We start from the raw sequence: 21566 nt of genomic DNA, 5'->3' as shown, positions 1-21566 counted from the left end.
AAAAAATAGGAGTCTTATATTTACTTCTACGTCACTTTTATAACTTAAGCATGCTTCCCTGCTTCAATTTCTAATGACTCTTCATGCCACCAAAGTGTTTCTTCAGGGTCTTCTTTAGCGATTAGGTGTGCTTCTTTTTTCGATTCTACTGTAGGATATGAACCTTTTAGCGCACGTCCTGATGTTGTGACAAATAATACACTAAATACGACTAATCCAATAATACTTACACCTGTTAAATAAAATGCCGGTGCAAGCGGGTTACCTGTTGCATGAACTAAGTATGAACATACGAGCGGCGTTGTTCCACCGAATATTGATACTGAAATGTTAAAGGAGATTGAAAGTGCTCGATAACGTACATCGGTGAAAAAGAGTGATGGTAATAACGAAGGTAATGTTCCTTCATACACACTTAGGAAGAAACCTAATACGAAAATACCCGCAAATATAGCTGCAATATGTCCGTTACCTATTAGTAAAAATGCTGGAATTGCAAATACAGTTAATCCAATTAAACCAATTTGCACGACGCGTTTATTACCAATTTTATCACTTAATTTACCGAAATAAAGTGCCAGTGGAATCATAAGTGCCATCGTAATCGAAATAATTAATAAGCCAGTTGTTTCTTTGACTTTAAGTACTTGAGTTAGATAAGAAGGAATATACGAAAGAATCATATAGTTCGTAATATTAAAGAAGGCGACAATTATTGTGCTTAATAAGAAGTCTTTTTTGTGATATCTTAATATATCCATAAATGAAAATTGTTCGTTGTCTTCAGATTCCTCTTGTGCTTTTTCCATCTCTTCAAAGATGGGAGATTCATCTAAATGACGGCGTAAATATAAACCGACCAAACCAATTGGTGCAGCTATTAAGAAAGGAATACGCCATCCCCAGCTGAGCATTTGCTCATCTGTTAACAATAACGTCAAAATGGTGACAATTACCGATGCAGCAATGTAACCTGAGAGTGTTCCAATTTCAAGACCACTACCGAGTATACCACGCTTTTTATCTGGAGAAGATTCTGCGATATAAACCATTGCACCTGAATATTCGCCGCCTGTAGAGAAGCCTTGAATCATTCTGGCAACTAAAAGTAGTATTGGTGCCCATACACCAATTTGTTCATAGGTTGGTAGTAATGCGATGAATAATGTAGAAAGTGCCATTAAAATAATAGTAGTACTTAACACGATTTTTCGGCCGTACTTATCTCCTATTCTACCAAAGAATACACCTCCGATTGGTCGAACGAGAAAGGCTGCTGCAAATGTACCGAATGTAAGTACAAGTTGCAATCCACTATTATCAACACCTGAGAAGAATAATTGACTTAAAATAACCGCTAAATACGCGTATAATCCGAAGTCAAACCACTCCATTGCATTCCCAATACCAGTAGCAATAACTGCTTTCCTGGCTTGTTTAGGATTGACAATATTAACGTCTTGAGGTTCAAAATTTAAATCATTATTTTGTTGCATAAAATAAAACAGCTCCTTTTTAATTTAACTTCTTTAAGCACACCTTCTCTTATTGAATAAAATTAATTCGAAGCACTTAAGGAAAAACAACGTCTCCTTATCTGTTATTATTGTTTCACATAATTAATTATTTGTCCAATGAGATGCTTCCTTTATTAAGTAATTTAATAGTTTAAAAAGCTGAAAGAAGCGCTGTATGAGTGCTTTTTTCAGCTTTTTATTTAAATACAAAATTTTATTTTTTCACCCCATTTTCTTCCTGTATGAATTAAAAATACGGTACTTTTTACATTTGTAGTTTCATCCAAATTTTTAAACACTTGCTATCGCTGCCACACTATGAATAACGGATATAAATTCATTAATAAATACATCAATTTCCTTTTCTGTAATTATATACGGAGGAAGTAAACGGATGATATTCCCTTGTGTAACATCGACTAATATCCCCTTCTCCATTAATTCTAGCTGTAATTTCTTCACGTTTTCATTCGTATCGTTCATACTAATACCAAACATCATCCCAGCATGACGTACTTCCTGAACATAATAAGAGTTTTCTTTTTGAATTTCTTGCAGTTTGTCATTGAAATAATGTGACATTTCATACGCTTCTTGCATTAAACCATCTTCAATCAATGTATTTAATACCGTTAAACCTAAAGCTGCTCCCATTGATGAATGAGCAAATGTTGTTCCGTGATCTCCTGGTGAAAATACATCACATAGCTTTTCACCTACAATGATTCCTCCAAGCGGTATCCCGCCCCCTGCACCTTTACCAATTTGAATAATATCAGGTGTAACATTAAAATTTTGATAAGCAAATAGTTTTCCAGTTCTCCCCATACCACTCTGTACTTCATCAACGATAAGAATCACATTATATGTATCACAAAGATGTTGAACACTATGCAAATATTCACTTGATAAAGGATAGATTCCGCCGCTGCCTAATACAGGCTCTAACATAATAGCAATAGGCTTTTCATTTATGATTGTTTCTTCTAATTGCTCTATATTTTCGCGCTCTACTTCATATACAGGAATAGATGTCTTCGGAAAGTTTTGATATACATTTTCTTGTCTCGTAAAATGAAGTGCACCTAACGTACGCCCGTGAAAACTATTTTTCAACACAACAATTCCGTCACGATCTTCATTCGTAATAGCTCTATATTTATCAATTAATTTCAAAGTCGTTTCTGTCGCTTCCGTACCTGAATTTGTATAGAAGACTTTACCGTTTCCTAAAGAATTCTCAACTAATTTCTTTGCATACTCAATCGCAACTGGATTTAAAAAATGAAATGGTAGATGCAACGATTTCGTAACTTGCTCCATTGTCGTTTGCACGATTTTAGGGTGATTATATCCTAATACGCTCACTCCGACACCCGAAAATAAATCTAAATACTCTTTACCATCCACATCATATAGTTTACAACCTTCTCCTCTTTCCATCGCAACCTGCGTACGACAATACGTTGACATCATATATTCTTTATCTAATTGAAACCAATCCGACATTTTAAATTCCTCCTAGTTATTTTCCCTGTTTATTTATGTTCATTTTCTATAAACTCATGTATAAATTCATTTTTTAGATTAAAATTTTAATAGTAATTTTCTTCCCGATATTCATTTTTCCATAATTTCTTCTATTTCAACAGGTCCACTACATATGTGTTTTTTTCATCTAGCGGTATGTTACTGCTTTGAACTTTGCATGTCATACATAATCGGGACTATAAAATCATATTTAGTAACAATCGACGAAAAAATTTGGAGGCTATATCGATGAATGAAAAATATGATAAACATAGGAAAGATTTATTAGAAGAAGACTTTAATAAACATCGAGAACTTACTGAACCAGCTAAACTTCACTCTCAAACAGTTGGTTCACGTGGACCCGTACTAGAGCAAGATAGTGTACTGCATGAGTCATTACAAGAATTTATTCACGAAAAAATTTTAGAAAGACCTGTTCATGTAAAAGGATTTGGTGCGTTCGGTTATTTTCAAACGATCTATCCAATGTCCAAACATACTAAACTAAATTTCCTACAAAACCCTAATGAGAAAGTTCCCGTTATGGTGCGATTTTCATTAGCTGTTAGTACGAAAGGAACACCGGATACTTCTAGAAATGTGCGTGGTTTTTCCACAAAATTTTATACAAAAGAAGGCATTTTTGACCTTTTATGCAATCACATTCCTGTTTTTTCTGTTCGTGATCCGATGCGTTTCCCTGAAACGATTAAAGCATTATCGCCTTCACCTAAAAATAACTTAATAGACCCTAATAGTTTTTGGAGTTTTGTCGCTAAAGCACCTGAATCTATTCATTTTGTTGTCCGTTTATACTCTAATAATGGTACGGCCAAAAGTCTTCGCCACATTCCAGGGCATAGTGTAAATACATATGTTTGGAGAAATGCAGAAGGTAATCGAAAGTATGTAAAGTATCATTGGTACCCATTTGAAGGTGTACAGTACATTACTAGTAAAGAAGCAATTAAACTAGCTGCCGAAAATCCTGATTATAGCGGGAAAGATTTATATGATGCAATTGAAAATGGTAAACCAGCGGAGTATGGTTTATACGTCCAGCTTATGGATCCGAAAGATGAAGCACACCTTTCTTATGATCCTTTAGATGATACAAAAGTATGGGATGAAAAAGCGTACCCTCTTATACCAGTCGGTAAAATGGTATTAAATAAAAATCCTGAAAATTATATGGAACAAGTAGAGAAAGTCGCATTCTCCCCTTCTAATTTACTGGATGGTGCAGAACTATCAGATGATAAAATGTTGCAAGGGCGCGCTAACATTTACAGTGATTCACAAAGAAGAAGAATTGGTCCTGAATTTCGTAAATTAACGATTAATCAGCAACAAGATTGGACACCTTCTAATCAAATTACAAGTGGTGACGGAAGGTATGCTGAAGGTAAACTTGGAAGGACTTCTATAATGAAACAGAATGATTTTCAGCAGGCTGGTGAATTTTATGACAAGTTACAAACGATAGAAAAAGAACACCTTGCTGAAAACTTAGCTAGTGATTTGAAAGTTATATCCGATGATATTAGAAAGGTAGTTTTAGGGTATTTTCATAAAGTGTCTGCTGATTTGGTGAAAAAGATTGAAAGTGCGATGCAAAAGCTTTAAGAATAAATAAAAACGTCATTTTAAACATTAAAAATGACGTTTTTTTATGGCGAAATTACTAGGGATTTCTATCGCTTCATTTTCAATGATTAACGAAATTTTTCTCCTTCAAAATTTCCTTTATTTCATTTTAGATTATGGTACTCATTTCTCTTTTTCATATAATCTTTTTCACATTGCAACGGCTTGAATTTCACTTTTTTCCCTTTCTTCTTTTTCGTTTTTATAACGAGCCATTCCCCTTTTTCAACGTCTAGGTTTAGACGTTTCATTACATTGATATTATCTTTTTCTTTATAAAGTAAAAATGCTTCTTGTGCACTCACAAATAAGCTAGGCTGCTCGCTAAATCCACCACTATCATAAATTTTAGTTAGCGAATTATAATAAGAATCATTTTCCTTTCCACCATACATCAAATGGGCAGCCTCCAGATCTCTTTTACTTACTTCCCAAAAACTATGTTCATCAATATTTAAATTAAATGTAGATTTAATGTCCTGCATTATACTCTTCACATACTTTTCATCTCGAATTTTTCTTTCTTCAAGACAATCCGAAGATAACCTTGGTGCATCTGATTGGGAATGTACAACGTGTTGTATCGATACACACAAAATAAATACGCTTAAAATGTAAAATATTTTTTTCATATTTACATATCACCTCAAATGATTTAGATACTATATTATTTGAGGCTTACAATATTCTTATGCTAATAATGTAAAAGGCCCTATAATTTAGACTATTATAGGGCCTTTCCTTTTAATATTGCTTTATCAAATTCACCGGCGAAGCCAGTACCTTACTACTCTTCACATCATATAAGCCTATAGGCGTTACCCTTATAAAAGGCAAGTGTGTCGCAGAAAAGAATAAAATTGTAAATGCTGGATCGTCATAAGCATATCCTCTTTCTTGCAGTAAGTTCACCATCTTTTTCTCTTTCTTTATTACATTACTCATCTTTTCATCTGACATAATCCCAAGTAGCGGTAATGCAATTTCATGTAACACTTCATTCTTTTCAGCTATTACCATTCCCCCGCCGAGCTCTTTTACTCTATGAAAAGCTGTAAGCATATCACCTTTACTCTTTCCAATCAAAATCATATCACCTGTGCCGGAATAAGAACTAGCAAGACCCCCTAATTCTTTCGCAAAACCTTTTACAACTGTATTTACTCGCCAAGTACCATCGCGAGCAATCATCATTAAGAAACATTCATCATGATCAATAGAAAGTTCATCATGATTTAAATCAATTTCACTTACATATGGTTTTGTTATAACGTTATTTAATAAGTGTATACCCGTTTTATTAGGGAAAATCATATCCTCTTTCTCTATGGTCCAGTCTAATGTTAGTGGATTTACTTTAAAGTTACTCCATTCTATAAGTAACGATTCATTTTTGTTTACTCCGTCACGCTTTACCCACTGTCCCTTTGCAATGGCACTGATTGGTACTGGGTTTTCTTTACTTTCTAAAATATTCATATTGGCCAATCTACCTGTCGCAATTGAACCATGCACATGCTCCATATTATAATATCGGGCAATATTATAACTGGCCATTTGATACGCATCTATTACCGGTACCCCTTGCTCTATCGCTATTTCTATCAAGCGATTCGTCATTCCGTTTTCATAAAATGACGGATGCGAACCGTCTGTTGTAAAAAAGAATCTATCAAACTGTTTCACACCTAATTCCAACAATTCTTTTAATAAAACTTCTAAATCCGGTCTAATGGAAGAATTTCTAAGAGAAACGGTGTAGCCTTGCATAAGGCGATTTAACGCTTCCTGCCCTGTCATCGCTTCATGATCGCAATCCGTGCCTAATAATTTTAGCTTTGCTAACGTTGCTTCAGATGCACCTGGGAAATGTCCTTCTACCTTTTTCTGTAATCGCTTCGTTTCCTGCACCCAAGTTAGCATTTCATCATCGCCATGTAATAGTTTTGGCCATGCTGTTAACTCTCCGCCTTGAAGAACCGCTTCATGCTGCAGCCACTCTATTATTTCTTCACTATTAAACAAAGATTCCCCGTTTTGCAATTCAGTCTGTCCATCAAAACGGCACCACCAATACATACTTGCTGGAATCTTTTTAAATTCCTCTACTAAACGAAATGATTCTTCACGTTTTAATGTAAAAAATAAAGTTAAATTATCATTAATAAAAGTTGTTGTCCCAAATTGCATCGCATGATTTGCTAGCGTCTCTGGGTTATATAATTGATATGGATGTGCATGCGGTTCTATGTAACCAGGTACAACATATTTTCCTTCGCAATCAATGACTTCACAATCCGTTAATTGCTCCGGTAACTTCTCCCCTACGTATATAATCCTGTCATCATAAATCCAAATATTTGCTACTGTCCATTTTCGTAAGTAAGAATTTAAATACGTTGCATTCTTTAATAAAATGTGCGGACTTCTCTTGCCATCTAATACTTCGACATGCTCTCGTAATTGCTTGTTACTCCATCTAAACTGATTTTGTCCCAATGTATTTCACTCCAAATCAATTTACTTTTTTATTAAAACAAAAATAATTAACAAACTAAATTATTATCCATTCATAACTCCTCTGTATATCCCCTATACTCTAATTATATGGAATACTCATAAAAATAACAATTTTCAAAACGAAATATACCTCTTTGCCCCAAAATAAAAAGGATGTCATGCAACTGACATCCTTTTTATTTTTATACTAAACTATACGATTGAATTGCACTTTGAAATACACTTGTATCGTATTTATGTTCTACATATACTTGGTGCCATACCATAAATGCTAGTACTGTCCATATTTTACGGCTATAATCACCTTTATCTGCGCAATGTAATTCTAATAAGTTTAATACGTAATTTTTATCGATTAAATGTTCTGTTTTGCTTTCTTTAATAATGTTAACTGTCCATTCATACATCTCATCTTTTAACCAGTGACGGATTGGAACTGGAAACCCTAGTTTTTTACGATCTAATACATGATTTGGAACAATTCCACGTACTGCTTCACGTAATATTGCTTTCGTAGTTCCATTTGCAATTTTTAATTCTGTTGGTATGTTAGATGCAACGCGAAAAACTTCTTTATCTAAAAACGGAACGCGTAATTCTAACGAATGAGCTGTAGACATTTTATCTGCTTTCAATAAGATATCTCCACGTAACCATGTAAGCATATCTACATACTGCATTTTACTAACATCATCGTAGTCTTTACTTTCGTTATACAACGTTTTTGTAACGTCCGTATATTGTATACTTTCATTGTAATACTTCATGAAATGCATCTTCTCTTCTTCACGGAAGATTTTCGCATTGCCATAATAACGTTCTTCAATTGGTGTACATCCACGTTCTAAAAAGCTTTTTCCTTTAAATCCTTCTTTTAGTGTCCCACTTAAAGATTTTAATACTCTTTTCCCTGAAGCTGGCATATAGGAAAACATTTTTAAAGAGTTTGGTTCACAATAAATATTGTATCCGCCAAATAACTCATCTGAACCTTCTCCAGAAAGTACGACAGTTACATATTTACGTGCTTCTTTGGCAACGAAGTACAACGGTACTGCTGCTGGGTCAGCTAAAGGATCATCCATATGCCACATTATTTTAGGGAATTCATCCATAAATTCTTTTGGCGTTACAGTCACACTATAATTTTTCACCCCTAACTTTTCAGCAGTTTCTTTAGCCACATCTACTTCACTAAATCCACGATGCTCAAAACCGACAGAAAATGTTAATAGGTTCGGATTCATTTCTTTTGCAATTGAAGCAATAATAGATGAATCAATTCCACCAGATAAAAACGCACCTACTGGAACATCACTACGCATATGTATTTTCACCGAATCATATAATACATCGCGAATCGCTTGAACGTGCTCTTCTTTCGTTTCATTTGAGACATTAAAAGTCGGTTTCCAGTAACAATGCGTCTCCATCGACTTACCAACTTCTTTTACGAAATAATGACCAGGTTCGATTTTTTGAATATAAGTTGTTAACGTACTGGGTTCTGGTGCGTATTGGTATGTGAAATATTGCTGTAAAGATGCTCTATCTATCTCATTATTTTTGGTTGCATACACAATGCTTTTCTTTTCAGAAGCAAAGTATATTGCATCTTTTCCCTCTGCAATATACAGTGGCTTAATACCGAAATGATCGCGTGCTCCAAATAATTTTTTCTCTTGTCGATCCCAAATAACAAAAGTATACATGCCACGGAAATAATTTACACACTCTTCTTTTACTTTAGCATATAACGCAACAATAACTTCCGTATCTGATTCAGTAGCAAAACTTGCCCCTTCTGCCTTTAACATTTCACGTAATTCTATATAATTATATATTTCACCGTTAAACATAAGTACATAACGTCCATTTTCATATGTTAACGGTTGATGCCCCGCATCTAAATCAATAATACTTAATCTTCTAAACCCAAATTGTATATGTTCATCACGAAAATACCCTTCATCGTCTGGGCCACGATGGTATAAAAGGCTCGTCATAATTTCAAATTGTTTAATCTCACTTTCCGAATAAATTCTTGCAGTATTATACATACACCCTACGTAACCACACATTTTTTTACCTGCTTTCATTTTTGCTAATTCTCTTTATCCTTTGTAAGCTCGAAAATTTCAAGCTCTAATTAAATTATAAATCTGCAGTAATATAGAGCAATGTAGCTTTTTCTATCATAATCATTAATACCATCTATTATTTGTTGATAGTTAATGGCAAATAAATTAATCATGAATTAATGCACGAATTTGTTTTTTGCTTTGTTCTGACATAGGAAAACCTAACTTTATAATTTCATTTGTAAGCAGTTCAATAAAGTTTCTCGTTCCAAATCCGATAAATTTATCTTTACGTAAAATAAGACTTACTTCACGTGTAATATTTGGATTTACAATTGGGATTGCTAACAAATCACTCTCATCATTAAGATCTAATAAAGTTTTTGACACAATTGCTACTCCGAATTCACTTCTTACTAAATCAAACAACGAATTGATACTAGATGTCTCTATAATAGGATTTAATGAAATTTGCTGCGGAATACATGTATAATTCAATAACTTTCTACATTCATGGCTTTCTGGGAACAAAATCAATGGTAAGTTGTTCAACTCAGAGAACTGTATTTCCTTTTCATTCGTTAATGAATGATTTTTTGTTGCTACTAAAAATAAATCTTCCATATATAATGGGATTTTTGTAATCTTCTCATCTTCAAACATGTAATCAGAAGAAACGATTGTTACAGCAAAATTAACTTGGTTCTCATTAATTAACGGTAAGATTTCATCTGAACTAATTATTTTCACTGCTACCTCAGGATGATTTTTATGAAAATCCAATAATAAAGTAGAAGTTAAATCTGTTAGCTCCCCAGGTAACGTAGCAATTGAGATTTTACCACCCTTTATCTCTTTCAATTCACCTATACGTTCTTTTGCATTATGTAATGCGTTGAAAATTGTATTACATTCCTTTGCTAAAATGTATCCGGCATCCGTTATAGCAATTTTCTTTCCTAATCGGTCAAATAACGGCATACCGATTTCATCCTCAAGTGCTTTAATTTGATGACTTAATGTAGGTTGTGTAATACCTAATTTGTCTGCCGCTCGTGTAAAATGCAGTTCCTTACAAAGTGTTATAAAATACTCTAATTGTCTTAATTCCATATAAAAATTATCTCCTTAATGAGTTAAATTACTTATTGTAATTGTTCTATTCCATATACTTCATCTTTTCATTTATTCATAAAAAAAGAATTTCTCTTATTTAAGTTTATTAGTAAAATTACGGTACTTTTATAAGTTATGATATACATAATTTTTTTCAAAATTAATTACGATGAATCCAATTTCTTTATTGTATACATTCTAACTCTGACATTTACCATTATCAATTCTATAGTTTCTATAATTATCATAGATGTTATCTATCATTAAGTTCGAAGCAACATGTATTGTTACAAGTGACAGAATGAAAAACCAATCATAGATATTATCTATGATTTATATAGAAATCATTACATTGATAAATAAACGGTACTTTTTATAATGAAATTAAGCTCATGAGCCAAATATGATTTTCGAAAACAGCGAATTAGAAAAGGAGCTAACTTAAATGATAAAAACAGTAGCAGGTGTCGTAATTCCAGATAGCAAACTAGCAGTAGAGGCGCAAGAAATACTTCGTGAATACGGTAACGATTTACTTTGGAATCACTCAAACCGTGTGTATATATTTGGTGCAATTCAAGGAAAACAAGCTAGTCTTAAGTTTGATGAAGAATTATTATATGTTAGTGCTTTATTCCACGATCTTGGACTGACTAAAAAATTCAGCAGTCCAGACAAGCGTTTCGAAGTAGATGGTGCAAATGCTGCACGTAGTTTCCTTCAACAACATCGTATAGATGATGAATCTATTAGACTTGTATGGGATGCAATCGCTTTACACACTACGATTGGTATTGCTGAACATAAAGAGCCACAAGTTTCATTAATATATTCTGGCGTAGGCTATGACGTTATGGGGGATGGATACGATGAAATTTCTGAGGAATTACGTGAGCAAGTTGTAACTGCATTCCCTCGTGACAATTTCAAACAAAAAATTCTTCCTGCATTCCTTGAAGGATTTGCACATAAACCAGAAACTACTTTCGGTAACATTAAAGCTGACGTATGTTCACTTCTTCTTCCTGGATTTAAACATACTAACTTCTGTGATTGCGTTTTACATTCGCCTTGGAAAGAATAATGATCATTTAATAAAAAAACAGAGCGTCACCCTTAAAGGATGACACTCTGTTTTAACATTGTATTTCGAATTATGATTTGTTAATGTTTTTTCGAAGCTGATTTAAAAATGCATTGGCCGCATTAGAAAACACTTGATTTTTCTTCCAAATAATATTTAAATTCGCTTCTAGATTAGGTTGTAAAGGTCTGAAGCAAAGTTTACTGTTTCCCGATGTATTAATAAGTTTATCTAAACATAATGCATACCCAATACCTTCTTCGACCATAAGTGCTGCATTGTAAAGCAAATTATAAGTTGCAACGACATTTAAATTTTCAATATTTTGCCCAAACCAACCTGCTAATTCATTGCTAACAGTTGTTTGCCGTGAAATGAATAATGGCTTATCTATTAAATCTACTGGGCTAATAAACTGCTTGTCCGCTAAAGGACTATCTTTACACATTAAAACACCCCATGTATCTTTAGCTGGCAATTGTACATATTCATATTTTTGTTTATCTGTTGGCTCTATAACGACACCAAAATCTAATAATCCACTATCTAATTTATTCTTAATATCATCAGCATTTCCGCTATATAAATGAAACCTAATACCCGGATAATCTGTAAGTAATTCTTTTAATGTTTTAGCGATAAGGTGCATCGCTTCAGTCTCACCGCCACCAATGTAAACTTCTCCGCTTATTATTTCTTTTGAATCTTTTAAGTTTGCTTCGGTTTTATCTGCTAACGCAACAATTTCCTTCGCCCGTTTTAGTAAATACTTTCCCTGTTCTGTTAAAGAAATTTTTCTATTTCCTCTTATAAATAAAGCTGTATCTAATTCCGTTTCTAGATCTTTCAGTTGCCTTGATAATGTAGGTTGCGACAAATGTAACTGTTTTGCGGCTGCTGAAATACTTTCTTCATTTGCTACAGAAATAAAATAGCGTAACACTCGAATTTCCACGATAGTCTCCTTATATATACCTAACAGGCATACGAATGTATTTAATATAGGTATTTGATATTGGAATCGTATCATTTTATGATTGCATTGAAAAGATTAACGCCTTAAAGGAGGAGTATAACAATGGATATAAAAGACTTTATAAACTTTTGCAAGGAAGGTAATCCTATTTCAGGTGAGGATAAAGAATTACATGAGCTATTAGTTCAATGTAGCTATGAAGCGCAAAAGATTACAATGTCATTGAATACATCCTATCATTCCAGAGAAGAAATTGTGACGCTTTTTAGCGAATTGACAGGAAACAATATTGATTCATCTTTTATGTGCTTTCCGCCGTTTCATACAGACTTCGGTAAAAATATAACGATTGGAAAAAACGTATTTTTTAACACTGGGTGTTCTTTTCAAGATAGGGGCGGAATTCATATAGGAGATAATTGTATGATCGGTATGAATGTTACAATTGCCACACTTAATCACGGGCTAACTTTAAAAACTAGAAACACAACATACGCCTCCCCTGTTACAATTGGTGAAAATGTATGGATCGGATCTAGTGCAACTATACTTCCTGGTGTGACTATAGGGAACAATTCAGTTGTTGCTGCAGGTGCAGTTGTTGCAAAAGACATACCTGAAAACACTGTCGTTGCAGGAGTGCCTGCAAAAATAGTGAAAGTCATACCTAACGATTGAAAGTGAATTCATATTTATATTTATCACTAAAAAAGAACGTGTTTATATTTAGTTATAAACATGTTCTTTTAAACGTTTCAAACCCTTTATTCCCTTTTACCATCCAGCACTAGCATTCATACCATTTCAAGTAATACTAGCCTTAACTAACGTAAGCAGTACATTTAGAAGTATAGGTATTCTATATCCACCGGTGAAATTCTGATTTTTACGATTAACAAATACGAGACCAACTAATGATATTATGGTCGTTTAAAAGAATACTAACATTAGCAACCAATACCAAACCATTATGCCCATACTCCATCGTGTTAATAGCTCGTGCGTGATACAACTTATAGCAGATTTTTTTCATCTATTTATTAAATTCAATTTGCATCATTTTATTTAACTGCGGAACAATATCGACCCCACCTATAGAGTTGAGACTGATAGCCAATGTATGTTTGCCTCCAATTACTCCCCCAGCAAAAGTTGTAAATCCAGGAATTCCTCCTCCATGCCCCCAAACTGAAACACCGTTTGGAAGTTTAGTCTCATAGATTCCAAGACCGTATGCGTCACCAACCCCTTTTCCTTCTACAGGAACTGTAGTAAGCATTTCTTTTAGCTCACGTTCCTTCAGTAACTTACCACCGAGTAAAGATGAAAAGAAATTATTTAAATCATCCGCATTAGAAATCATATCTCCAGCTGCATTAGCTAAACTCGGATTATAATACGTAATGTCTTTCAACTCGCCTGTTCCTTCCATTTTCACATATCCACGAGCATGATTCTTCCCTGGGATGACGGGTGAATTTCCTGGTAAAAACGTATTTGCCAAGTCCAAAGGTTCAATAATTCGCTTTTCGATTTCTTCCGCATAACTATTACCAGTTATTTTTTCAATAAGCATCCCCAATATTACGTATCCTGTGTTTGAATACAACCAGTCTTTACCCGGCGAGAAATCTGGAGGCAGAGAAAGGCCTATTTTCACTATTTCTTCTGCGGAATACGTTTTTTTCGAATTCATTATGTCCGCATCTTTTGACTTTAAGTATTCAGCGATACCACTCGTATGATTCAAAAGTTGTCGTATCGTAATTTGATTGCCATCATACCCATTTCCTTGCACGAGACCCGGCAGCCACTTTTCAATTGGATCGTCAAGTTGTACGCGATTTTCTCCTACTAATTGAAGAACAGTCGTGGCAGTAAAAGTCTTCGTCACACTACCGATCCGAAAGCGATAATCCGATTTCACCGGTTTCTTTGTACTTAAGTCCGCCACGCCAGCAGTAAAACTACTAGTTTTTCCGTTGTTAGACGCCTTAGCTAATATCCCTACAGCACCAAGCTGTACTGTTTCCTGCATTACTTGTTTCCAGCCATTACGATTCTTTTGATCATGTACTTGTGACGAACTAGAAATATTTTGATTTGACTCTGCAGTCACAGTAAAACCTGGCGTGAATAGAGTAGTACCCGCTAATAAAACTGCTAAACTTGCCAACTTAATTTGATTACGTGTTTTCATAAGGCTTTCTCTCCTCTATTAATATCGTATTGATTCAAGCTATACTTTCATCCTATACGATAAACCTCTCTTTTTTCTTATCCATTCCTTACGAAATACTTACGTTTAAATTTAATTAGGTTAAACTGAGGAAGAGTTATGCATGCAAATAAAAAGAGAACATGTTTTCATTTTTTATGTAAACATGTTCTCATAAACATTTAAAATTCTATATCAACTTTTCATCCTATTCTTTACACAACTAATCTAAATTCCTTTTTACGAGCCCGCACTAGCATTCATACCATTTCCAATAATAGAAAGTAATAGCGGCCATAAAACTGGTCCCAATGTAAGAAATACATTTAGAAGTATGAGCATTCTATATCCACCGGTGAAATTGTGATTTTTACGATTAACAACTACTAAACTGATTAATGATATTATAGTCGTTAAAAATAATACTAACATTAACAACCAATACCACACCATTAAACTAAGACTCCATGGTGTTAATAGCTCATGTATGATACAAAATGAGATTCCTAATACCGCAAAACTAAAGCTAGTAACTGCTATTTTTATAAGCCATATACTTATTTTTTTATCGTATGTATTTTTACAATATAAATCTATCAAAGTATATAAAGATAAATATGCCATTAATACACCTATCCAAGATAATAACCAGTCTCCGTCCCCTATGAATAATAAGAACAGCAACCAACACATTCCTATTGCAGAAAAAACAAAGGAAATAAGTATGCTTTTTAATACCGATTTCATTACATTTTCACACCCTTAAAAAATCTGAAATTAATTATAATTTATAAAAATTAAATATAGGTTAACACGTAATAAAATATAAGTAAATAAAGTTCATTTCATTTTCTTATTTGAAGACGGTTTCATATATAAAAATGATTCATGTTAATCAAATTTCCGTATAAAAAAAGAAAAGGTGGATATTTATGTATCCACCTTCCCATCTCCCTCTACCCACTTCATTATTTCTTCCACATCTAAATCCGTATACGTCTTTTCACCATATCGAACAGACTCATATAACGGAATAATATCTCTCATTCTACAAATTCTTTCTAGCCACTGTTGCATCGTTTCATAGGACCTTCTTTGTTCATGAAATGGTAATGTTCTTTCCCATTCAACTAACGTTTTTCTAATCGTATCTGTAGGCAATGGTTGCTCTAACTGATGCCTCACTTTCTCGTTCTTTTCGGTCCTTACCGTATTTTCTTTTGTTACCGTTTGTTTTTCTTGTTCTATTTCTGATTTCGTTAACTTTTTCCTAACTGATTTATAAAGAAAATATATAATTACTACTGCAATAACTACATAAAAAGCTACAGTAATCCATGAATTTGAAAGTACAGAAAATATGACTCCCCATGAACTTCCCTTTTCGAACTCTTTCATTTTTTTACCCGTTGTTGTTCTTATCCCTTTATCTCCTACTTTTTTATTTTCAATAGGTGTCCTATACTCTTCAATATTTCCATAGTTTATTGTTTCTTTATAATTTTCCTCAGATTTTTTCTCACTAAAAAAACGTTCTTTTACTATGCCTTGTACATGTACAACACCTTGCGATAACGCTATCGCACTAATCGAAAAGAAAAGTATAATTATTACTTTTACACTCCAAAACTTCACTTTCGTATGCTGCTTTTTATTCAACATGACATAAGCCCTTTCTTATTCTTTAATTACAATCCATTTATTCGTTCTACTATATTTCTTTGGTGAAGTACCAAGGATTAAAGGAACCGCATCCAGTTCCTTACGACGAAAACCTGCTGTGTAAAAATAAGAAGAAGATACAGGCGTATCCTGATCCGATATTGAGGCAAGCACCTTTAATACATTTTGCAAGTGTTTCCGATTATCCCCATTTTTTATATGTAGCAAACCGTTATCTTTTACACTATTGATCCATACTTCAAATGAACAGTTTTGCATGAGCAGTTGTTTACATATACCCGCCGTTAATTCGATTAGTTCCTCTGTATCATTTCGCAAAGAAACACCACTTTTGTTTTGCAAGTTGAGATAAATCGCGTATTTATCTGATTGCGTTCGCTCGTACTTTTTCGCAGTTATCGTCCCTGTTTTCGCTGTTGCACTCCAGTGGATGGAACGAAAATCTTCATTTTCATAAGACTTCACTCCCATTACTTTCGTTTCATCATATAACGGTGATGACATCGCTTTTCGAAATCCACGTGACCACTCTTGTAATTCAGGTACTTGTATTTTCAGAACAGCAGGTAAAACTAAATAGGAGGGCGTATCGACTTGTTTATATGTTATATGGTTCGTTATGAATCCAAAGAGATCAGTAATAACAATTTCAACTTCTTCCCATTTCGCGATGCCTCTTTTTAACGCTACAGCCTGCAAATCAAATGAAACAGACTCTCTTCCTTTTAAATTAAAATTCATATAATAATTTGAACCTGTACTATGATTTTTGTTTATTTCATCATGATTCCAAGTTAGCTTATTTTCACATTTAAATCGAAATACGATATTAAGAATAGGAAATATCGACTTGTTTGAAATTTTAATTTTGCACATATTCGTTTCACCTATGAAAACATTTGAATTCCCTTGACTGTATTCCCATTCAACACGAGATACTTTACGCATGTATACATGCGTAGCACCTATTAAAATCACATACAAAAATACGAGAGACAATAAGAGTAGATTACTTGAAAATACACTTAAGATAACGGCTAAAACTAACATAACTCCCATTACGAAAGGCTCCGCTAAAGGTGTATACACAAGTTGTTGATTCATCGTACATTCTCCACTGGCACACTAATCGTATGAAGAATTTCTTTCATGATTTGTTCTTTCGTCGTTTTCATCTCTCCTTCAATCGTTAACGTTAAACGATGGGCACAAATGGATGCAGCGAGTAGTTTTATATCATCTGGCGTACAGTAATCTCTTTCATTTAATATAGCCCGTGCTTGAATCGCTCTCATAAATGCCAACGTTCCCCGAGGGCTTACACCAATTTCAATTAACTCATGGTTACGAGTTGCTTCAATAATTTCAAGAAGATAATCTTGTACATCATTCCCTACTAACACTTCTCTTGCACGCTTTTGCATCGTAATAATTTCTTCACTTGAAATAATAGAATGTAACGTTTCTAACGGATCATTCATTTGGAACCGATTCATCATTTCCTTTTCTGCTTCTCTCGTAGGATAACCTTGTCGAATTGTGAGTAAAAACCGGTCTAATTGAGCATCTGGTAAAGGAAATGTGCCCGCTGATTCGAGTGGATTTTGCGTTGCTATAACTAAAAAAGGTTCTGGTAATGAATGTGTCTGTTTCGCAATTGTAACAGTACGCTCTTCCATAACCTCAAGTAACGAAGATTGTGTTCTCGGTACAGCTCGATTAATTTCATCCACTAATACGATATTTGCAAAAATAGGACCTAACCTCGTTTTAAAATCCGATTCCTTCACATCAAAATATTCAAGGCCAATAACATCCCCAGGCAAAGTATCCGCTGTAAATTGTATTCTTTGAAATTTAGCGTCCACACTTTTAGCCAAACTTTTCGCTAATGTTGTTTTTCCTGTCCCAGGTACATCCTCTAATAAAATGTGTCCTCTTGCTATTAGAGCAATGGCTGCTAGTTCTATCGATTCGTCTTTTCCTATAATAACCTTCGAAATATTATTAGTAATTTTCTTTAATGTACTCATATAGTAATCTACCACCTTTTAATTATCTAAAAATTAAGAATATACTTTTTCCAAATTATAACATGTAATTCAAAGATGAAATAGAGTGAAAATGAATCTTTTATTTTTTCTTCCTTGCACGCAAAAAAGCACCTATTGTCGTATATTGACAATGAGGTGCTTAACTCAATCCAACAGCCTTCTTTCCCTCTAATTTTTAGTAACAATACATCCTTTTTTCTCCCACGCATGCATTGTTTTCAATTAACTAGTAAAATGCATTCTAATATTACATATAATAAAAACCATTTCGATTTGTTCGTTATAGAACTTCCTCTACATCGACACTCTCTATCTTCACTTCATACATATTTGGGATATTTACTTCTTTTGGTACCCATGCATAATAATTTTGATCATTCTCTAACATAAATTGAACTAACTTTGTTTCTGAAACATTCCAGAAATTTTTAAGATTATCGATGTAGTCCTCTAAATCTTCTTTATAGTCCAATTGTAATATATAATCTCTTACCGTCAGGGCAAACACAATTAAACTTCCTAATAGATTTTTTTGCTCATTTTCTTCTTCATACTCTTGTGGTAAGAACCACACTTGACCTATTCCTATCGTTTTTTTGTATTTTTCATAAAAACTACTATCATTCATATTCTCATAATCATGTATTAATTCATTGACCAATAAATGCCATTTTGGCGGAATAATATTTTCCAATGCAGGATTATGTTCAATTCCTTCTACTATATCCTCGATTTCTTCTGTCTCATCTTCATAGTGATATTCACTTAGGTCTATATGCTTAAATTTCATTTCATTTTTATAATGTGCCAAATCATATGGATAATGATTATTATCTTTTAAACTTATATCATCCAGTTCCAAAATTTTCGCAAGCGCTGCCGTTTCAAAGCTCCAATATCCTACATATCCAGGTTCTTTATGCGCATTTTTCCACTCATAATCATAATGACCTTTAAACCATTCTTTCTCCATGTACGTTTGTAATCTTTTAGATGCTTCTTTTTTATCTATTTGTGCAAGTTCTATAATCTCTCTCGTTTTTGCATATGGATTTTCTTTATAATATCTGTTCGTCATGTTTGTGTATCCAATATCACTAGCGCATAAGAGGAAATCAATTACTGCGTCATTCATATTTTTTGTATCAACTATCTTTTTTAATCTTTCTATATTCTTTTTATCCGTTTCTAACAAAATTCCTAAAGAAATTATCCAAAGCATATATATATAACCCACTTTGCTAGCTCCTGTATGCTCTAAATCATCCATTGCATTATAAAAATATACTTCCATTGTGCTAATGTCTTCTCCTAAAGAATACATTGCTCTAATGTCGTTCATCTCATGTATAAAATTCCTTAAATATCTTCCTTCTATAATACTTATATTATCTTTAGGCTTTCTTTGTATACCATTCTTTTCATCTTCTTCTAAACTTCTAATCTCCTCTCTATTATCTTCAATAAACTTTTTATGGAGTTCTATTCCTTTTTTACATTTTTCTTCTATGCACAATTGATCTCTCATTCTATTTAATTCCTCCTAGCTTCTAAATTATGGCCATTCTCCAATATTGTTTCCTTCTTCATCTAACCTATATGTTTTTACGTTTCCACTACTATCGACTTTTGATAATACTCTTTCAACTTCACTATCTTCCAATGCATTCGCAATCTTTTCTGCTAATACTTCATCTCCATCAACAGCTTTCAATATTCTACTTTTTCCAGTTTCAGAACCGTTCAACCAATCATTTGACATTTGTCGTCCATCTTTAGTTTTCCCCAATTGTGAACTACCAAACTTAGCTTCATCAATAACATATTTAATATTTGAATTTGGATTTGCATTTTCGTATAATCCATCAATTCCTTTTACTATTTTATCATTTATACCTGTTGGTGCACTTTTTCCGACTGGCTTTAAATCAAATCCAGCTTCTTTTAAACTTTGATTATTCAATAAATTGTCACTAGATTTTATTTCACCATAATTACCTTTTTGCTTATTTGTAGCTGTTTTTGCATCAAAATTGTCTACATTTGTATTTTTGTTACTGCTAGGTTTACCGTTAGCCGCACCTCCACCAGAAGACTGGATTTTTTGAATAGTATCCTTAGTATTTTGAATCGATTTATTCCAAATAAATCCACCATGTACAAAAAGACTTGCCCCAGTAGCTGTTGCTGCTATATCTAATGGAATAACAATTGGTGATGCTAACCCACCAGTTCCTACTTCTGCCACGATAGTTAAGAAATTAGATCCGCCTATGAGCGAAATACCTTCAAACATTTCTACAATGGACCCGGCTATTTAATAATATTGTCCTGCTTTGTCTAATGTTTCTTGACGTTGAAAAACATACTATGTAACAGCAAATAAAGCCTATGTGTATGTGAAATACGAGGTACAAAAAAGAATTCGCTTAAATAATAAATTTCAATTTAAATCAACAAAAGAGACCTCAAATGTGAAGTCTCTTTTGTTGAGTCTTTTTCATCTATAACTTCCTCTTTACTTATTCAATATCAGACAATCTTCCTTATTGAAATATAATAAAATCCTAATAAAAACGCGTTCTTCAATAAGTTCTTTTTCTGCCCTACGAATCTAGTAAAATGGCTATAAGATATTACAAATTTAAGCTACGCTTAACTTGCACTAATAAATCCATTAATCCATTTCTTTCTGGATTTTTTTCCACTTCTTTTTTCACATGTTCTTCCAAATAATTATAAAAAGTTTCAAAGTCCAAATACACTTGTTGTTCAGACTCAACAGCTGGAGAATCTAATTCAACTAACACATGCTTATCATCTAAAGGTGTAGGTAGCTGTGACATATCAAATTCATCTAAATCAGACTGAAAATGAACGAATACTATTTCTTGTCCAAACCCCTCTTTTTTTACAAAAAAACCTCAAAGCTCTTTCCAAGTACTTACCGTTTATAAAGTTAAAATATATTGACATCAATTCATCATTTTTCTCTTTATCTTCAATAAATTCAAAATCACTATTCATTTTATCCTCCTATAAATATTGTATCTTGATAATATCAGTCTAGAGTTTGGAAAAAGTTAGTTATCTCCCCAGCATCATTTAAATAACCTCTGAACTTCAATCCATTTATT

General features: G+C 33.4%; 16 protein-coding genes and 4 pseudogenes. 3 read left to right on the top strand and 17 right to left on the bottom strand.

Features of this window, described 5'->3' with window-relative positions; all coding sequences use genetic code 11:
* Positions 1 to 44: 44 nt before the first annotated feature.
* Positions 45 to 1496: an MFS transporter gene (locus EUC40_RS11850; protein ID WP_156575312.1), complete on the bottom strand. Its 1452-nt coding sequence runs from the start codon at positions 1494 to 1496 to the stop codon at positions 45 to 47.
* 312 nt (positions 1497 to 1808) lie between these two features.
* Positions 1809 to 3026 (bottom strand): aspartate aminotransferase family protein, encoded by a 1218-nt coding sequence (locus EUC40_RS11845; protein ID WP_156575310.1) that lies wholly within the window; start codon positions 3024 to 3026, stop codon positions 1809 to 1811.
* Between the two features lie 270 nt (positions 3027 to 3296).
* Between EUC40_RS11845 and EUC40_RS11840 the strand changes: the two genes are divergently transcribed.
* Positions 3297 to 4676 carry a catalase gene (locus EUC40_RS11840; RefSeq protein ID WP_156575308.1) on the top strand — a complete coding sequence of 460 codons (1380 nt, stop codon included), beginning with the start codon at positions 3297 to 3299 and terminating at the stop codon, positions 4674 to 4676.
* Between the two features lie 125 nt (positions 4677 to 4801).
* Here the strand turns inward: EUC40_RS11840 and EUC40_RS11835 are convergent, their stop codons facing one another.
* The 4 genes from EUC40_RS11835 to EUC40_RS11820 form a co-directional block, all read right to left on the bottom strand.
* The gene (locus tag EUC40_RS11835; protein WP_156575306.1) at positions 4802 to 5329 is read right to left on the bottom strand and encodes a hypothetical protein; all 528 of its coding nucleotides are present in this window, start codon (positions 5327 to 5329) and stop codon (positions 4802 to 4804) included.
* A gap of 112 nt (positions 5330 to 5441) precedes the next feature.
* Entirely contained in the window at positions 5442 to 7196 is a 1755-nt protein-coding gene (locus EUC40_RS11830) for an adenine deaminase (protein ID WP_156575304.1), read from the bottom strand.
* A 203-nt stretch (positions 7197 to 7399) separates the two neighbouring features.
* The gene (gene asnB / locus EUC40_RS11825; RefSeq protein WP_156576935.1) at positions 7400 to 9298 is read right to left on the bottom strand and encodes an asparagine synthase (glutamine-hydrolyzing); all 1899 of its coding nucleotides are present in this window, start codon (positions 9296 to 9298) and stop codon (positions 7400 to 7402) included.
* 165 nt (positions 9299 to 9463) lie between these two features.
* Entirely contained in the window at positions 9464 to 10411 is a 948-nt protein-coding gene (locus tag EUC40_RS11820) for a LysR family transcriptional regulator (RefSeq protein ID WP_156575302.1), read from the bottom strand.
* A 448-nt stretch (positions 10412 to 10859) separates the two neighbouring features.
* On the opposite strand from EUC40_RS11820, the gene EUC40_RS11815 reads away from it, so the two are divergent.
* Positions 10860 to 11498, top strand: coding sequence for an HD domain-containing protein (locus tag EUC40_RS11815; protein ID WP_156575300.1), 639 nt, complete (start codon positions 10860 to 10862; stop codon positions 11496 to 11498).
* Positions 11499 to 11568: 70 nt separating this feature from the next.
* On the opposite strand, the gene EUC40_RS11810 is transcribed toward EUC40_RS11815, so the two are convergent.
* Entirely contained in the window at positions 11569 to 12453 is an 885-nt protein-coding gene (locus EUC40_RS11810; RefSeq protein ID WP_156575298.1) for a LysR family transcriptional regulator, read from the bottom strand.
* A gap of 123 nt (positions 12454 to 12576) precedes the next feature.
* Between EUC40_RS11810 and EUC40_RS11805 the strand changes: the two genes are divergently transcribed.
* On the top strand, positions 12577 to 13152 hold the full coding sequence (locus tag EUC40_RS11805; protein WP_156575296.1) for a DapH/DapD/GlmU-related protein: 576 nt from the start codon (positions 12577 to 12579) through the stop codon (positions 13150 to 13152).
* A gap of 126 nt (positions 13153 to 13278) precedes the next feature.
* On the opposite strand, the pseudogene EUC40_RS11800 reads toward EUC40_RS11805, so the two are convergent.
* From EUC40_RS11800 to EUC40_RS27605, 10 genes and pseudogenes are all read right to left on the bottom strand, one after another.
* A pseudogene (locus EUC40_RS11800) lies at positions 13279 to 13485 on the bottom strand (DUF3902 family protein); the annotation flags it as partial.
* Positions 13486 to 13507: 22 nt separating this feature from the next.
* Positions 13508 to 14674 carry a serine hydrolase domain-containing protein gene (locus EUC40_RS11795; protein WP_151626952.1) on the bottom strand — a complete coding sequence of 389 codons (1167 nt, stop codon included), beginning with the start codon at positions 14672 to 14674 and terminating at the stop codon, positions 13508 to 13510.
* Positions 14675 to 14932: 258 nt separating this feature from the next.
* Positions 14933 to 15439: a DUF3902 family protein gene (locus EUC40_RS11790; protein ID WP_156575294.1), complete on the bottom strand. Its 507-nt coding sequence runs from the start codon at positions 15437 to 15439 to the stop codon at positions 14933 to 14935.
* A 183-nt stretch (positions 15440 to 15622) separates the two neighbouring features.
* The gene (locus EUC40_RS11785) at positions 15623 to 16354 is read right to left on the bottom strand and encodes a signal peptidase II (RefSeq protein ID WP_156575292.1); all 732 of its coding nucleotides are present in this window, start codon (positions 16352 to 16354) and stop codon (positions 15623 to 15625) included.
* 15 nt (positions 16355 to 16369) lie between these two features.
* The gene (locus tag EUC40_RS11780; RefSeq protein ID WP_156575290.1) at positions 16370 to 17479 is read right to left on the bottom strand and encodes a DUF58 domain-containing protein; all 1110 of its coding nucleotides are present in this window, start codon (positions 17477 to 17479) and stop codon (positions 16370 to 16372) included.
* The gene (locus EUC40_RS11775) at positions 17476 to 18408 is read right to left on the bottom strand and encodes an AAA family ATPase (RefSeq protein ID WP_156575287.1); all 933 of its coding nucleotides are present in this window, start codon (positions 18406 to 18408) and stop codon (positions 17476 to 17478) included. Before EUC40_RS11775 ends, EUC40_RS11780 begins: the two co-directional genes overlap by 4 nt.
* 301 nt (positions 18409 to 18709) lie before the next feature.
* Positions 18710 to 19957 carry a PoNi-like cognate immunity protein gene (locus tag EUC40_RS11770; protein ID WP_156575286.1) on the bottom strand — a complete coding sequence of 416 codons (1248 nt, stop codon included), beginning with the start codon at positions 19955 to 19957 and terminating at the stop codon, positions 18710 to 18712.
* 27 nt (positions 19958 to 19984) lie between these two features.
* Positions 19985 to 20746 (bottom strand): annotated as a pseudogene (locus EUC40_RS11765) (hypothetical protein); the annotation flags it as partial.
* 319 nt (positions 20747 to 21065) lie between these two features.
* Positions 21066 to 21456, bottom strand: a pseudogene (locus EUC40_RS11760) (hypothetical protein).
* A gap of 34 nt (positions 21457 to 21490) precedes the next feature.
* A pseudogene (locus EUC40_RS27605) lies at positions 21491 to 21562 on the bottom strand (CdiA family toxin C-terminal domain-containing protein); the annotation flags it as partial.
* Positions 21563 to 21566: the final 4 nt, after the last annotated feature.

Origin of the sequence: Bacillus luti, from assembly GCF_009739945.1 — a bacterium.
GTDB classification, from domain to species: domain Bacteria; phylum Bacillota; class Bacilli; order Bacillales; family Bacillaceae_G; genus Bacillus_A; species Bacillus_A luti.
Note: the sequence above shows the minus strand (reverse complement) of the source record. Positions and strands in the feature narration are given on the sequence as shown.

What these genes read in the sequence shown, in the direction of transcription:
- EUC40_RS11850 (WP_156575312.1), bottom strand. Translation starts at nt 1,496, where the DNA reads ATGCAACAAAATAATGATTTAAATTTTGAACCTCAAGACGTTAATATT.
- EUC40_RS11845 (WP_156575310.1), bottom strand. Translation starts at nt 3,026, where the DNA reads ATGTCGGATTGGTTTCAATTAGATAAAGAATATATGATGTCAACGTAT.
- EUC40_RS11840 (WP_156575308.1), top strand. Translation starts at nt 3,297, where the DNA reads ATGAATGAAAAATATGATAAACATAGGAAAGATTTATTAGAAGAAGAC.
- EUC40_RS11835 (WP_156575306.1), bottom strand. Translation starts at nt 5,329, where the DNA reads ATGAAAAAAATATTTTACATTTTAAGCGTATTTATTTTGTGTGTATCG.
- asnB (WP_156576935.1), bottom strand. Translation starts at nt 9,298, where the DNA reads ATGTGTGGTTACGTAGGGTGTATGTATAATACTGCAAGAATTTATTCG.
- EUC40_RS11820 (WP_156575302.1), bottom strand. Translation starts at nt 10,411, where the DNA reads ATGGAATTAAGACAATTAGAGTATTTTATAACACTTTGTAAGGAACTG.
- EUC40_RS11815 (WP_156575300.1), top strand. Translation starts at nt 10,860, where the DNA reads ATGATAAAAACAGTAGCAGGTGTCGTAATTCCAGATAGCAAACTAGCA.
- EUC40_RS11805 (WP_156575296.1), top strand. Translation starts at nt 12,577, where the DNA reads ATGGATATAAAAGACTTTATAAACTTTTGCAAGGAAGGTAATCCTATT.
- EUC40_RS11795 (WP_151626952.1), bottom strand. Translation starts at nt 14,674, where the DNA reads ATGAAAACACGTAATCAAATTAAGTTGGCAAGTTTAGCAGTTTTATTA.
- EUC40_RS11790 (WP_156575294.1), bottom strand. Translation starts at nt 15,439, where the DNA reads ATGAAATCGGTATTAAAAAGCATACTTATTTCCTTTGTTTTTTCTGCA.
- EUC40_RS11785 (WP_156575292.1), bottom strand. Translation starts at nt 16,354, where the DNA reads ATGTTGAATAAAAAGCAGCATACGAAAGTGAAGTTTTGGAGTGTAAAA.
- EUC40_RS11780 (WP_156575290.1), bottom strand. Translation starts at nt 17,479, where the DNA reads ATGAATCAACAACTTGTGTATACACCTTTAGCGGAGCCTTTCGTAATG.
- EUC40_RS11775 (WP_156575287.1), bottom strand. Translation starts at nt 18,408, where the DNA reads ATGAGTACATTAAAGAAAATTACTAATAATATTTCGAAGGTTATTATA.
- EUC40_RS11770 (WP_156575286.1), bottom strand. Translation starts at nt 19,957, where the DNA reads ATGAGAGATCAATTGTGCATAGAAGAAAAATGTAAAAAAGGAATAGAA.